This window comes from Streptomyces bacillaris (assembly GCF_003268675.1).
GTDB lineage: Bacteria > Actinomycetota > Actinomycetes > Streptomycetales > Streptomycetaceae > Streptomyces > Streptomyces bacillaris.
This window is the reverse complement of sequence record NZ_CP029378.1, coordinates 7461231-7475302: the sequence shown is the minus strand read 5'-3', so window position 1 is coordinate 7475302 and position 14072 is coordinate 7461231. Positions and strand designations below refer to the sequence as shown.

The 14072-nt window shown below is 72.9% G+C and carries 13 protein-coding genes; 6 read left to right on the top strand and 7 right to left on the bottom strand.

Features of this window, described 5'->3' with window-relative positions; translation table 11 throughout:
- Window positions 1–33: 33 nt before the first annotated feature.
- A complete protein-coding gene (locus DJ476_RS32650) occupies window positions 34–1536 on the top strand; it encodes a SulP family inorganic anion transporter (RefSeq protein ID WP_112492201.1) in 1503 nt (500 codons plus the stop codon).
- Between the two features lie 73 nt (window positions 1537–1609).
- Here the strand turns inward: DJ476_RS32650 and DJ476_RS32645 are convergent, their stop codons facing one another.
- On the bottom strand, window positions 1610–2032 hold the full coding sequence (locus tag DJ476_RS32645; protein ID WP_112492689.1) for a VOC family protein: 423 nt from the start codon (window positions 2030–2032) through the stop codon (window positions 1610–1612).
- A gap of 514 nt (window positions 2033–2546) precedes the next feature.
- On the opposite strand from DJ476_RS32645, the gene dhaK reads away from it, so the two are divergent.
- The 4 genes from dhaK (at window position 2547) to DJ476_RS32625 (ending at window position 5290) form a co-directional block, all read left to right on the top strand.
- Window positions 2547–3539, top strand: coding sequence for a dihydroxyacetone kinase subunit DhaK (gene dhaK, locus DJ476_RS32640; RefSeq protein ID WP_070203091.1), 993 nt, complete (start codon window positions 2547–2549; stop codon window positions 3537–3539).
- A gap of 78 nt (window positions 3540–3617) precedes the next feature.
- On the top strand, window positions 3618–4232 hold the full coding sequence (dhaL, locus tag DJ476_RS32635) for a dihydroxyacetone kinase subunit DhaL (protein WP_112492200.1): 615 nt from the start codon (window positions 3618–3620) through the stop codon (window positions 4230–4232).
- A complete protein-coding gene (locus DJ476_RS32630; protein ID WP_103419109.1) occupies window positions 4229–4639 on the top strand; it encodes a PTS-dependent dihydroxyacetone kinase phosphotransferase subunit DhaM in 411 nt (136 codons plus the stop codon). The genes dhaL and DJ476_RS32630 overlap by 4 nt, the downstream gene beginning before the upstream one ends.
- Before the next feature lie 144 nt (window positions 4640–4783).
- The gene (locus DJ476_RS32625; protein ID WP_112492199.1) at window positions 4784–5290 is read left to right on the top strand and encodes an NUDIX domain-containing protein; all 507 of its coding nucleotides are present in this window, start codon (window positions 4784–4786) and stop codon (window positions 5288–5290) included.
- Here the strand turns inward: DJ476_RS32625 and abc-f are convergent.
- The 6 genes from abc-f to DJ476_RS32595 all read right to left on the bottom strand — a co-directional run bounded on the left by abc-f (window position 5221) and on the right by DJ476_RS32595 (window position 12356).
- Complete coding sequence (gene abc-f / locus DJ476_RS32620) at window positions 5221–6960, bottom strand: ribosomal protection-like ABC-F family protein (RefSeq protein WP_112492198.1); 1740 nt, start codon at window positions 6958–6960, stop codon at window positions 5221–5223. The genes DJ476_RS32625 and abc-f overlap by 70 nt on opposite strands.
- Window positions 6961–7303: 343 nt before the next feature.
- Complete coding sequence (locus DJ476_RS32615; protein ID WP_112492197.1) at window positions 7304–8344, bottom strand: NAD(P)-dependent alcohol dehydrogenase; 1041 nt, start codon at window positions 8342–8344, stop codon at window positions 7304–7306.
- Between the two features lie 147 nt (window positions 8345–8491).
- On the bottom strand, window positions 8492–9265 hold the full coding sequence (locus DJ476_RS32610) for an SDR family NAD(P)-dependent oxidoreductase (protein ID WP_103419113.1): 774 nt from the start codon (window positions 9263–9265) through the stop codon (window positions 8492–8494).
- Window positions 9262–10014, bottom strand: a complete 753-nt coding sequence (locus DJ476_RS32605; RefSeq protein ID WP_112492196.1) for a TetR family transcriptional regulator — start codon at window positions 10012–10014, stop codon at window positions 9262–9264. The genes DJ476_RS32610 and DJ476_RS32605 overlap by 4 nt, the downstream gene beginning before the upstream one ends.
- An 89-nt stretch (window positions 10015–10103) precedes the next feature.
- Window positions 10104–11315: a PP2C family protein-serine/threonine phosphatase gene (locus DJ476_RS32600; RefSeq protein WP_112492195.1), complete on the bottom strand. Its 1212-nt coding sequence runs from the start codon at window positions 11313–11315 to the stop codon at window positions 10104–10106.
- A gap of 312 nt (window positions 11316–11627) precedes the next feature.
- Entirely contained in the window at window positions 11628–12356 is a 729-nt protein-coding gene (locus DJ476_RS32595; protein WP_112492194.1) for a GNAT family N-acetyltransferase, read from the bottom strand.
- A gap of 710 nt (window positions 12357–13066) precedes the next feature.
- Here DJ476_RS32595 and DJ476_RS32590 point away from each other — a divergent pair.
- Window positions 13067–13942: an RNA polymerase sigma factor SigF gene (locus DJ476_RS32590; protein WP_019765703.1), complete on the top strand. Its 876-nt coding sequence runs from the start codon at window positions 13067–13069 to the stop codon at window positions 13940–13942.
- Window positions 13943–14072 lie beyond the last annotated feature (130 nt).

The following is a 14072-nucleotide window of genomic DNA, read 5'->3' as shown; positions in this document are numbered from 1 at the left end:
GGCTGTGCCCGAGCACGACAGGTGCCTGCTTCCTTGTCTTCTTCCGTACTGACTCCCACCGGACGGCTGCGCGGTCTGCGCCCGGACTGGCTGAACAACCCGAAGGTCTGGCGCACCGAGATCCTGGCCGGCCTGGTCGTCGCGCTTGCCCTGATCCCCGAGGCGATCTCCTTCTCGATCATCGCCGGTGTCGACCCGGCGGTCGGCCTGTTCGCCTCGTTCACCATGGCCGTGGTCATCTCGATCGTCGGCGGGCGCCGGGCGATGGTCTCCGCCGCCACCGGCGCCATCGCCCTCGTCATCGCCCCCCTGAACCGCGAACACGGCCTGGGCCACCTGATCGCCGCCGTCATCCTCGCCGGAATCATCCAGATCGCCCTCGGCGCCCTCGGCGTGGCGAAACTGATGCGGTTCGTCCCGCGCTCGGTGATGGTCGGCTTCGTCAACGCCCTCGCCATCCTGATCTTCATGGCCCAGGTCCCCGAGATGCGGGACGTCCCCTGGGCCGTGTATCCGCTGATCATCGGCGGTCTGGCGCTCATGGTGTTCTTCCCGAGGATCACCAAGGTGATCCCGGCCCCTCTGGTGTCCATCGTCATCCTGACCGTGATCACGGTCGCGGCCGGCATCGCGGTGCCCACCGTCGGTGACAAGGGCGAACTGCCCTCCTCGCTGCCGGTGCCGGGCCTGCCCGACGTGCCCTTCACCATGGACACCCTGACCACGATCGCCCCCTACGCGTTCGCGATGGCCCTGGTCGGGCTCATGGAGTCGCTGATGACCGCGAAACTGGTCGACGACATCACCGACACCCACTCCTCCAAGACCCGCGAGTCCATCGGCCAGGGCATCGCCAACATCGTCACCGGCTTCTTCGGCGGCATGGGCGGCTGCGCCATGATCGGACAGACCATGATCAACGTGAAGGTCTCCGGCGCCCGCACCCGCCTCTCCACCTTCCTCGCCGGGGTGTTCCTGATGGTGCTGTGCATCGTCTTCGGCCCGGTCGTCTCCGACATCCCCATGGCCGCCCTCGTCGCCGTCATGGTCATGGTGGCCTTCGCGACCTTCGACTGGCACTCCATCGCCCCGAAGACACTGAAGCGCATGCCCGCCGGGGAGATCGCCGTCATGGCCATCACGGTGATCGTGGTGGTCGCCACCGACAACCTCGCCATCGGCGTCGTCGTCGGCTCCGTCACCGCCATGATCATCTTCGCCAAGCGCGTCGCCCACCTCGCCCGCGTCCACGCAGTCACGGACCCCGACGGCAGCAGCGTCGTGTACTCCGTGACCGGCGAGCTGTTCTTCGCCTCCTCCAACGACCTCGTCGGGCAGTTCAACTACAACGACGACCCCGACCGGATCATCGTGGACCTCTCCGCCGCCCACATCTGGGACGCCTCCTCCGTCGCGGCCCTCGACGCCATCGAGACCAAGTACGAGCAACGCGGCAAGACCGTGGAGATCATCGGCCTCAACGACCCGAGCGCCGACCTCCACTCCAAGCTCACCGGCGAACTCACCAGCCACTGACTGACCCCCGCACCCGCAGCCCCACAGCCCAGGGCCCCGGCATCAGCACCGGGGCCCTGGGCATTTCGAGGCTCTACTCCGGCGAAGGTCCACGGTAGGTGCCGAAGGTCCACAGGTTGTGCTCGGGATCCCGCACCGTGCACACGAACGCCGCAGCACCCGACCCGAACCGGGTCTCGTGCGGCGGTTCGAGGACCTCTCCCCCAGCGGCGACGACCCGTCGGTGCACCGCGTCCACGTCATCGCTCACCACGTAGACCGCGCTGGTACCCGCCCGCATCACACCGTGCACCGAGTCCGTGTGCCGGGTCGACCCGAACACCAGCGCACCGCCCCCGGGCCACCGCAGCTCGGCATGCACCACACCGCCGTGTTCGTCCCGCGCCGCAACCACCGGCGCAAACCCCAGGACGTCAACCAGAAACCGCAGCGCCCTCTCCGTATCGTCGTAGTGCAGGACGGGCCACACCGAGGACACAGCAGCATCGGACGACATGCCACCCATCGTAGGCCCGAGCATCCTTACGCTGTCTGCCACGTACCCCAGGTGGACGCACTCAGGGCGGTCGACGGCGAACCGGTGCGGCTCTCTCCGCGGAAACTCACCATCCGCAAGTGCCGCCGCTTACGTCAGGGCTGCCGCCTTTCGGTTGCCGAACGGGAAGACACCAGGGCCTGGGCTGCGCCCGCCCGTAGCTCCCCGCCGCAGCAGTCGCGTGCGTAGTGTGGACCGGATGCTCCTCACAGCAGCTTCGACGAACGCAGTGCGCACGCCACAATGGGTCTGCAGAATCGGTGAGAGATGTTCGGCAGCCGGGGCCGAGCCGCCCCGAGGCCTCACGACCCACAGGTGACGGGCAGTCTGGTAGATCGGCAACCGGTCAGCACGAGCGCCGTCTAACGAAGCTTCCGGACGCCGAGGATCACCCGTATCGATACCGCACCGCATCCCCCTTCACCAGTAAAAAGCAGATCGAGAAGCCCTCTGCCATCGCCCCTGGGAGACAGTCGTGAAGATGCTCATCAACGTCCCCGAGACCGTGGTCGCCGACGCCCTCCGGGGCATCGCCGCCGCCCACCCCGAACTGACCGTCGACGTGGAGAACCGGGTCGTCGTGCGGCGGGACGCGCCGGTGGCCGGGAAGGTGGGGCTCGTCTCGGGGGGCGGGTCGGGGCACGAGCCGTTGCATGCCGGGTTCGTGGGGCCGGGGATGCTGTCGGCCGCCTGTCCGGGGGAGGTCTTCACCTCGCCGGTGCCCGACCAGATGGTGCGGGCAGCCGCGGCGGTGGACAGCGGGGCGGGGGTGCTGTTCGTCGTCAAGAACTACACCGGTGACGTGCTGAACTTCGAGATGGCCGCCGAACTCGCGGAGGACGAGGGCATCCAGGTCGCCCAGGTCGTGGTGGACGACGACGTGGCGGTGAGCGACAGCACGTTCACGGCCGGGCGGCGCGGTACGGGGGCGACGCTCTTCGTGGAGAAGATCGCCGGGGCCGCCGCCGACGAGGGCGCGCCGCTGGACCGGGTCGTCTCGGTGGCCCGCCAGGTGAACGGGTCCTCGCGGAGCTTCGGGGTGGCCCTCAGCGCGGTCACCACCCCGGCGAAGGGCAGCCCGACCTTCGATCTGCCCGCCGGAGAGCTGGAGTTGGGCATCGGCATCCACGGGGAGCCCGGTCGCGAGCGGCGGCCCATGATGACCTCGGGCGAGATCGCGGACTTCGCCGTGGAAGCGGTGCTGGACGACCTCCGCCCCACCGGCCCCGTACTCGCCCTGGTCAACGGGATGGGGGCGACCCCGCTGCTGGAGCTGTACGGGTTCAACGCCGAGGTGCAGCGGGTCCTCACCGAACGGGGTGTGCCGGTCGCCCGTACGCTCGTGGGGAACTACGTGACCTCGCTCGACATGGCAGGCTGCTCGGTGACGCTGTGCCAGATCGACGAGGAGCTGCTGCGGCTGTGGGACGCGCCCGTGGAGACGCCCGCGCTGCGCTGGGGCCGCTGAGCCCCGCGCTCCCGGTGACGCAGTCGCACGGACAACCGTACGCACCGGGCCTCACCGGCCCGGGGAACAGGAGACCAGGTGCTCGACGCCGACTTCTTCCGCCGCTGGATGGCCGCCGCCGCGGCCTCGGTGGACCGTGAGGCGGGCCGACTGACCGAGCTGGACTCCGCGATCGGGGACGCCGATCACGGCAGCAACCTCCAGCGCGGCTTCGCGGCGGTGGCCGCCGCGGTGGACAAGGACGCGACCGCCACCCCGGGAGCGGTGCTGACCCTCGCGGGGCGGCAGCTGATCTCGACCGTCGGCGGCGCGTCCGGGCCGCTGTACGGGACGCTGCTGCGGCGTACGGGCAAGGCGCTCGGCGAGGCCGCCGAGGTGGACCGGGACCAGTTGGCCCGGGCGTTCGCGGAGGGCGTGGCCGCCGTTGGGCAGTTGGGCGGGGCGCAGGCCGGGGACAAGACGATGCTGGACGCGCTGCTGCCGGCCGCCGAGGCGCTGGGCTCCTGCTTCCGGGGCGCGGCCGAAGCGGCCCGGGCGGGAGCCGAGGCGACGATCCCGCTGCAGGCGCGCAAGGGGCGGGCCAGCTATCTCGGGGAACGCAGCATCGGCCACCAGGACCCGGGGGCGACCTCGGCGGCCCTGCTGGTCGAGGCGCTGGCCGACACGGCACGGGCCGGGGGTGCGGAGGCATGAGCGAGGCTGCGCAGGTGGGCATCGTGCTGGTCTCGCACAGCGGCCCGGTCGCGGAGTCGGTGGCCGAGCTGGCCCGGGGGCTGGCCGCCGGAGGGGTGACGGCCCCCGTCGCGGCGGCCGGCGGGCTGCCGAACGGCGGTCTCGGCACCAGCGCCGAACTCATCGGCCGGGCGGCCGCGTCGGTCGACCGGGGCGCCGGGGTGGCGGTCCTCGTCGACCTCGGGAGCGCGGTCCTCACGGTGAAGGCGATGCTGGCGGAGGGCGACGAACTGCCGGAGAACTCACGGCTGGTGGACGCCCCGTTCGTGGAGGGCGCGGTCGCCGCCGTGGTGACGGCCTCCTCCGGTGGTGACATCGACGCGGTGGAGGCGGCGGCCTCGGAGGCGTACGGGTATCGGAAGACGTAGGAGCAGGGGTGGAGGGGCGGGCGGGGGCCGGCGATTCCGTCCCCCCAAGCGGTTCCATCCCGCCCGGCGGTTCCGGAGCCGTCGCCTCCATCGCCCCCGCCCCTCCGTTCGCGTCTCTCCCCGCCCCGCCGCAGACTGGGCCGCATGGCGGCGACCAGGCGCAGTGCGGGGCTTCTCCTCTTCCGGACCACCGGTACGGGAGGTGAGCGGGATGTCGAGGTGCTGATCGGGCACATGGGCGGGCCGTTCTGGGCGGGGCGGGAGGCGGCCGCCTGGTCGGTGCCGAAGGGTGAGTACGGCCCCGAGGAGGACCCGGCGGCAGCCGCGCGGCGGGAGTTCGAGGAGGAACTGGGGCTGCCGGTGCCGGAGGGGGTGTGGCTGCCGCTCGGTGAGGCCCGGCAGCGCAGCGGCAAGACGGTGTCCGTGTGGGCGGTGGAGGCGGAGCTGGACGTGGCGGCCGTGGTGCCGGGGACCTTCACGATGGAGTGGCCGCGCGGCTCCGGCGTGCAGCGGGAGTTCCCGGAGATGGACCGGTTCGCCTGGTGCACGCCGGAGCAGGCCGCCGAGCGGCTGATCGCCGGTCAGCGGGTCTTCGTGACGCGGCTGCGCGACCGGGTACGCGAAGAGGGCTCCGGCTCCCCGGAGGCGTAGGCGAGTCCCGGCGGGGTCGGGCCCGCTTCCCCGGAGGGACAGTCCGCGGCGGGGCGGCCCGCCCTCAACTCCAGTACGTCACCGGTGAAGCGGGCGCGGAAGCTGCGGTCGTGCGACACCACCACGACGGCTCCCGGGTACTGGGCGAGCGCCGTCTCCACCTCCTCCACCAGGTCGAGCGCGATGTGGTTGGTCGGCTCGTCCAGCACCAGCAGATCGGCCGGCCGGACCACCAGCCGGGCCAGGGCGAGCCTGCGCTGCTGGCCGATGGAGAGGGACGCGACCGGCACCCCGAGGTCCTCGGGGCGGAACAGGCCCAGCTCCAGCAGTTCGTCCGCGTACTCGTCCGGGAAGCCCGGGCGGCCCGCCGCGTAGGTGGCGAGCAGGGTGCGCCGGGTCGGCCGGGCGGGCAGCTCCTGCGGGAGGTAGCCGACCCGGGCGCGGCGGGCGACCGTCCCGGTGTCGGGCGCCAGGTCCCCGGCGAGGGCCCGCAGCAGGGTGGTCTTCCCGGCCCCGTTCTCCCCGGTGACCAGCAACCGCGCCCCGGGCTCCACGCGCAAGGCCGGGATGTGGAGCCGGTCGCCCACGGAGATGTCGGCCAGCTCCACCAGGGGGCCGGGCCCGGTCTCCCCCGCGAGGGCCGGACGGCCGGTGAAGGCGAGCGGCTTGGGCGGGGGCGGTACGGGGGTGCGGCGCAGCGCCTCCAGCCGGGTGCGGGCGGCCCTGACCTGGCCGGAGAGCTTGGCCTCGTGGGAGCGGCGGTGCTTGCCGAACCCCTGCTTCGGGTCCTTGCCGGTGGCCGCGAGCCGCTGTCCGGCGGCGTCCACCAGCTCCTGCGTACGGGCCAGTTCGTCCAGGTACTCCTGGTGTTCCCGCGCCCAGCGGCGGCGGGCTGCCGCCTTGGCCGTACGGTAGCCGTCCCAGCCGTCCCCGTACCGGGTGACCGTGCGCAGATCGCGGTCGACCTCCAGGATCACGGAGGTGACCCGCTCCAGGAAGGCCCGGTCGTGGGTGATGGCGACGACGGTGCCGCGGTGGGCGCGCAGGTGTTCCTCCAGCCAGGTCACCGCCCGTACGTCCAGGTGGTTGGTGGGTTCGTCCAGGAGGAGCAGTTCGGGGGCGGCCGCCAGGACGCAGGCGAGGGCCAGCCGGGACTGTTCGCCGCCGGAGAGGGTGGCGAGCGCACGGTCCCGGGTGAGGTGGGCGAGGCCGAGGCCGTGGAGGGCGGCTTCGGTGCGGGCGTCGGCGCGGTAGCCGTCGCGCTCCTCGTAGGCGGTGAGGAGGTCTCCGTACGCGGCGAGTTCCGCCTCCGTCGGGTCGCCCGCCGACAGTCTCTCCTCGGCCGCGCGGATGGCCCGTTCCAGGGTGCGGAGTTCGGCCAGGGCGGCGTCGACGACGTCCTGCACGGTGTCGGCCGGGTCGAGGGCGAGGGTCTGGGCGAGATAGCCGGTGGAGCCGGGGAAGCGGACGGTGATCTCACCGCTGTCCGGCTGCTCGGCCCCGGCCAGCAGACGCAGGAGGGTGGACTTGCCGGAGCCGTTCTCGCCGATGACGGCGGCCTTCTCGCCGGGGCGGACGGTGAGCGTCACCTGGTCGAGTACGGAGCGGTCCCCGTACGCCTTGGAGACGTCCTTCATGGTCAGTTGGGCGCGTTCGCGCTGGGGGTGCATGGGTGCCTTTTCCCTGATTCCTGGGTGCCCGGCCCGCGGTGGCGCGTGCGGGGACGCGCGGGGAGGGCGGGGCGTGACGTGGGTGTCCGGACGGCGGAGGGACAGCGGCACACCGGGGACGGCGACGAGCGGGGGCCGCCCGGTGAGGTCACGGGCGGTGCTGTGCTCGGCGGCGGTCGGGCCGGTGGGTGCCTGCCGGTGACGTCAGGCGTCGGGCGGCGGCTGTCCGGGCCGGGGAATCAGCGGAAGTAGTAGTACGAACCCATGGCATCGAGTGTAACGGGGTGCGGGAAGCGGGGCCGGGGATTCTTCCCTGCCCCGCTCGCGGACGTACGGGTACGGCTCAGCCGTTCGGCAGGATGACCGCGCGGCCGTTGATCCGGCCCTCGTGCAGCCGCTCGTAGGCGCGCGGGGCCTCGTCGATGGAGTACGTCTCCACGTGGACGTCCACGGCGCCCGCGTGGGCCAGGTCCAGCACCTCCGCCAGCTCCTTGCGCGAGCCCCAGTAGGGGGCGCTGACGTTGGTGCCGTACGGAAGCGTCCCGAAGCCGACGGGGAGCGCGCCACCGCCGATGCCGACGATCGTGACGTCGCCGTCGACCCGGGCGGCGGCCCCGGCGGTCTGCACGGTGGGCGGGGCGCCGACGAAGTCCAGGACGACGTGCGCGCCGAGTCCGCCGGTCAGCTCCAGGACGCGGGCCGCCGCCTTCTCGTCGGAGAGGACGGCCTCGTGGGCGCCGACGGCCCGGGCGAGGTCGAGCTTCTCCTCGGTGACATCGAGTGCCACGACCCGTACGGCCGTCATGGCGCGCAGGAGCTGGATCGCGACATGGCCGAGGCCTCCGGTGCCGATGACGACGGCCGTCGCGCCGGGGACGAGCTTGGGCAGGGAGCGCTTGATCGCGTGGTACGGGGTGAGTCCGGCGTCCGTGAGCGAGACGGTCTTCACCGGGTCCAGCTCACCGATGGGCACCAGGTGGCGGGGGTCGTCGACGATCATGTACTCGGCCATGGCGCCGGGGGCGCCGAGGCCGGGCGGCATGATGCCCAGCTCCTTGGCGCGCAGGCAGTAGTTCTCCTTGCCCTCGGCGCAGTTGACGCAGATCCCGCAGCCCCAGGGCCCGTACACCGCGACGGAGTCGCCTTCGGAGAGGCCGGTCACGCCGTCCCCGAGCGCGGCGACCGTGCCGACGCCCTCGTGGCCCAGGGTGAGCGGGAGCGGGAAGGGTATCTGGTCGGCGGTCCAGCTCATCACCGCGATGTCGGAGTGGCAGACACCGGCGGCGGTCACCTTGAGGAGGACCTGGCCGGGGCCGGGCTCGGGGTCGGGGACGGTGACGACCTCGGGGGCGGCGCCGACGGCTCGGTACTGGACGGCTTTCATGGGGTCTCCTCGCTTCTTCCCGCTGGTTTCTTCCTGGCCCTCGTTGCCCCCGTGCCCTCGTTGCCCCCCGGCTCCCTCGCCCCCGTGCCCGTATCGCTCTCTCCTTTGTCCCGCCCGACTCCCCCGTCCGCCACCCGGGCGCCGTCGTCACGGGGCGGAGTAGCCGCCGTCCACCAGGTGGTAGCTGCCGTGGATGAAGGAGGCCTTCTCTGAGAGGAGGAAGACGGTGAGTTCCGCGACCTCCTCGGCGGTGCCCAGGCGTCCGGCCGGGTGCAGGGAGATCAGGTGCTCGCGGGCCTGGGGGTCGGCGTTCCGCAGGAGCGGGGTGTCGATGAAGCCGGGGCCGACGGCGTTGATCCGGACGTTCTGTGCGGCGTATTCGAGCGCGGCGCTCTTGGTGAGGCCGACGACGCCGTGCTTGGCGGCGACATAGGCGGGCGAGCCCGCGAAGCCGTTGGTGCCGAGGATGGAGGACATGTTGACGATCGCGCCGCCGCCCGCCGCGACGATGGCGGGGAGTTCGTGGCGCATCGAGTAGAAGACGCCGCTGAGGTTGGTGGCGACGACCCGGTCCCAGTCCTCGACGGGGTAGGCCCCGGTGGGGGCGGAGGGGCCCGCGATCCCGGCGTTGTTCACGGCCAGGTGGAGGGCGCCGAAGGTCTCCACGGTGAACCGCACCCCGGCTTCCACGGAGGCCGGGTCTGTGACGTCCATGCGGACGGCGGCGGCTCGCGCCCCGGTGCTCTCCAGCTGGGCGGCGGCCTTGCGGGCGCTCTCCTCGTCGTAGTCCGCTACGACGACGGCCGCACCGGCCGTGGCGAGCAGCCGGGCCACGGCGAGGCCGATGCCGGAGGCGCCGCCGGTGACGAGGGCGGTACGGCCGGCGAACTCGGCTGCGGGGGTGGTGGGGGTAGTGCTCATGAGGTTGCCTCTTCTGCTTCTGCTTCTGCTGTGTCTTCGGTGGCGCTGTCTTCTGCAGTGCCGGGCCGGTGGCGGCCCGTTGCGGTGTCCGGTGCCGTGAGCAGGTCCGCCGAGAGCGCGTCGAACGCCTCGGTGACCAGCGCGGGCAGGGCGTCCGGGCGTCCGCCGCGCACCCAGGCGGCCTGGGCCGCGAGGAGCGCGCCCGCGCCCGCCGCCACGGTCACGGCGGGGCGGATGTCATGGCGCGGGTCGACGCCGAGCCGGTCCGCGACGATGGCGATCGAGTCCTCCTGGGCGTCCACCCGGATGTGGTGGAAGGCCGCGTAGAGGGTCGGTTCGTCCTCGGCGGCGACCAGGAGGTCGAAGATCCGGGGGCGGCGGTGCCAGGGCTCCGCCTCGGGGTCGGCCAGCCAGGCGAGGACGGCGCGCCGGTAGGCGAGGAGCGGGGGCTCCTCGGCCGGGCGGGCACGCAGGGCCGCGTTGATCCGGTCGCCGTCGCCGCGCAGGGAGTCGAGGGCCGCGGCCTCCTTGCTCGCGAAGTAGCGGCTGAAGGTGCGGCGGTCGACGTCGGCGGCCTCCGCGATCTCCTCGACTGTGACGTAGCGCAGCCCCCGGTCGAGCACCAGCTCGAACGCGGCCTGCGCGAGGGTGTCGCGGGTGCGGCGGGCCTTGCGGCTGCGCCGCTCGGGCGCCCTGCGTTCAGCTGTCCCGCGCTCCGGGCGCTCCGGGGTGCTCTCTTCCGGACTCATACATGCACCGTACACCTGAAAATGTCCCCATGCGACATCAGTCTCATGGGGACATCGGGCGGCTCTCCGTTCAGTCGGTCACGGCGCCCTCAGTCGGTGACCGCACCCGCGACCGGCCTGGCGGCCTCCCCGGCCCCGGAGGCCGGTCGCGGTCCGCCGTCGCCCGGGGCGCGGCGCAGGGCGAGTGCGGCGACGTCGTCGCGCCGGACCCCTCCGGTGAACTTCTCCAGGTCGGTGCGGAGCGCGTCGAGCAGCTCGCGCGGGCCGTGCCCGGCCCAGTCGGCCAGCCGCCGGTCGAACGGGTAGAAGGCGCGGGCCGCGTCACGGGCCTCGGTCACCCCGTCGGTGACGGCCAGGAGAGTGGCGCCGGGTGGGAAGGCGAACGATTCCGCCGTACGGGTCTCGCGGCTGAGCCCCGCGAGGCCGAGGGGCACGGAGATCTGGCGCAGCGGGACGGCGGAGGCCCGGCCCTCGTGCAGCAGGCGCGGCGGCAGATGGCCGCAGTTGACCGCCTGTACGCGGTCCTCGTCGTCGAACCCGAGGACCAGCGCGGTCACGAAGCGTTCGGCCTCGCCGGTCTGGGCGGAGAACACGTTGTGCCGGACGACGGCGTCCTCCAGGGCCTCCACCACCCCGGTCAGCGTCGGCTCGCGGACCGCGGCCTCGCGGAAGGCGGCGATGGCGGCGAACCCGGCTCCTATGGCCGCGAGCCCCTTGCCCTGGACGTCCCCGATGATCACCCGGGTCCCGTACGGCGACTCGACGACCTCGTAGATGTCGCCGCCGACGAAGCGGTCCTCCTCGATCGGCTCGTAGAGCCCGTACGCGAAGACCTGGTCGGTGACGACCGGCAGCGGGCGCAGGATCTGCCGCTGGAGGGCGACGGCGGCGGAGCGGAGCCGGGCCACCTCGGTGGCGTGGCGTATGCGGGCCGCGCAGGCGGCGACGCCGAGGGCGCAGGCGAGGACGGTGAAGCCGATGCCGAAGACGAAGTCCCAGAAAGTGCCGTCACCGCCGAGGCCGGACGCGACGACGACCACCGTGATCCAGACCGCGACCCAGACCGTCTGCCGGAGGGTGCAGAAGACCGAGGCCAGCGCCGGGACGACCACCAGCAAGGGGATGACCCGCAGGTCCTCGCCGACGGCCAGGTCCAGGAGGACGATCAGGGCGGTGAGCAGCGCCAGCCCGCCGGCCAGCGCCCCGCTCCCGATCCGGCCCGTGGCCGCCGCCGCGACCGCGTCCGTTCCGGACGGGGCCGCCGTCCGGTCCCGTGCCGTGCGCCGTCTGCCCAGGGCCACGGCCGCTCCTTCCGTCCACTCCTCGATGCCGCCCGCTGTTCGGCCGGTCCCTTCCAGTTGACCGGGGTCCGGGCCCGGGCGCAGGGGGGCATAGGGCCCGCAGGGGGTGCCGAAGGTCCCGAACGGGTCGTTCGGCCCGGGACCTCCGGCGGGCCCGGCGGGGGTACGAAGTCCTGGAAGCCGACCCGGCGGCGGGTGCCGGAAGTCCCGCCGCCGGGCCGTGGGCGCCCCGGGTCCCGCCGCCGGACCGGGCCACCGGAGCACGGCCAGGGGCATCGCAGCGCGATCCCGGTCACCGGAGCACGGCCCTGGTCACCGCAGCGCGGCCTCGCGGGCCTCCTCGGTGGGCGGGAGCGCGGCCGGGGCCTGGAGGGAGAGGAACTCCGGGTGGGCGCGGAGCCGGAAGCCGAGCGCCTCGTAGAGCCGGATCGCCCCCGTGTTGGCGGCCGAGGTGTGCAGGAACGGGGTCTCGCCGCGCTCCCGGATCCCGTACGCGACCGCCCGGACCAGGCGGCTCGCCAGCCCCTGCCCCCGTACGGACTCGTCCGTGCAGACCGCGCTGATCTCGGTCCAGCCCGGTGGGTGCAGCCGCTCCCCCGCCATCGCCACCAGGGCGCCGCCCCGGCGGATGCCGAGATAGGTGCCCAGCTCCACGGTGCGCGGCAGGAAGGGGCCGGGGCGGGTGCGCTCCACCAGGTCCAGCATCTCCGGTACGTCGGCCGGGCCGAGCCGCACGGCTTCCGCGTCGGGCTCCGGGACCACCGACTCGTCGACGAGCTGGACCCCGGCGACCCGCTGGAGGATCTCCCACCCCTCCGGCGGCTCCTCCCGCAGCGTGTTCAGGCCGATGGCGCCGCCCGGACCAGCGAGCGCCGCGAGATCGACCCAGTCCCGCGCGTCCGGCGCGTCGGGGTGGGCGGTCCAGGGGGTGACGTCGACGGGGTAGCGCAGGATCCGGCCCCGGCGCTCGGCGAAGTGGGCGTGCGGGCCGGTGAGCGAGGCGAGGGCGGGGGCGTCGAGCGGGTGCGGGTCCCCGGCCACCGGACTGGGCTCCCCGGACCCGGCGCCCGCCGCCCGGGCGGCGGCGGACGGCTGTCGGAGGGCTGGTCCCTGGTGCCGGTCGAGGGTGCTCACAAGATCACCCCGGCGATCGGATCGGGCCGTTCACCGGCACCCCGTGCCATGCCCCGGCACCCCTCTTCGTACGCGTACGAATGGCGCATGCTCTCCCTCGTTCCGGTCCATCGCGCGGTTCCTCCCTGCGGGCACCCCGGTGCCCTGGCGTCGCGCGCCCGCCACCCGGCAAAAGCCGATGCGCGCAGGGCGTATTCCGTGTCGGGGAACTGTTCACGCGGCTGCAACGGAGCGCTCGGCCGGGGGCTCCGAAGGGCTCCGCGCCGCCCGGAGGGAGAGGTTCCGGAGCACGGTGCGGACCGGCGTGCGCCCGCCCCGGGGACCGGCGAATTCGACTCATCCGTCAGCCAATACGGCCCGGTCCGGCCCCAACTGCCCGTCAGCTGTGGCACTCTGGTGGAGACCGCCCCACCGGGCTCCCCCGTACCGGTGGGGCGGTTCTGTGCGCCCCCTGTGGATCCGTCCGCCCCATGACGGGGTTTCAGGGCTCCAGGCAGGCCGTTCCCGGCCACTTCTCACCGGCCGACTGAATCCCGTCCCCTGCTCCATGCATGAGGGCGGGAGTGCAGGGCAGGCGAGTAGACCTCATGGCCTACGAGCGAGGGGAGCGTGACGAGATGACGGCACAGACCGCGCGGACCACCGGTGCGGACCACCGGACGAGCACCACGGAGGACCTTCCTTGGATCGAAGATGCCGGCAAGGTCGCCCCCATGGACGCGCGCCGGCTCTCGCGCCTCTTCTTCGACCGTCTCCAGGTGCTGGAGGAGGGCACGCACGAGTACCAGTACGCGCGCAACACCCTGATCGAGATGAACCTGTCCCTGGTCCGGTTCGCCGCCAACCGCTTCCGGAACCGGGGCAGCGGGGACATGGAGGACATCGTCCAGGTCGGGACGATCGGGCTGATCAAGGCGATCGACCGCTTCGACCTCTCCCGCGAGGTCGAGTTCACCTCCTTCGCCGTCCCCTACATCGTCGGTGAGATCAAGCGGTTCTTCCGGGACACCAGCTGGGCCGTCCATGTGCCCCGGCGCCTCCAGGAGCTGCGGGTCGACCTCGCCAAGGCGAAGGAGCAGCTCTCCGCCGAGCTGGACCGCGACCCCACGGTCAAGGAGCTGGCCGAGCATCTGGGCATGGACGAGGCGGAGATCACCGAGGGCATCGTCGCCTCCAACGGCTACACGGCGGGTTCCCTGGACATGCCGACCGACTCCACGGAGTCCGGTCCGCAGAACACCGCCGGGCGGACCTTCGCCGATGTGCTGGGCGAACCCGATCCGGCGATGGAGGCCGTGGAGAACCTGCACGCCCTCGCGCCGCTGCTGGGCGACCTGGACGAGCGGGAGCGGCGGATCATCGACATGCGGTTCGGCCAGGAGCTGACGCAGGCCCAGATAGGGGCCGAGCTGGGGATATCGCAGATGCACGTCTCCCGGCTGCTGAGCCGGATGCTGGGCAAGCTGCGCAGCGGGATGCTCACCCAGGAGTGAGACCTCAGGAGTGAGATTTCGCCGCGTTGCGGCACGGGATGAAGGCCGGTCCGGGGTTCCGGACCGGCCTTCGCATTGCCGCCGTATTGCAGGTTCGTGGCCAAGAGGGCGACACGCTTCCGGGGCGGTC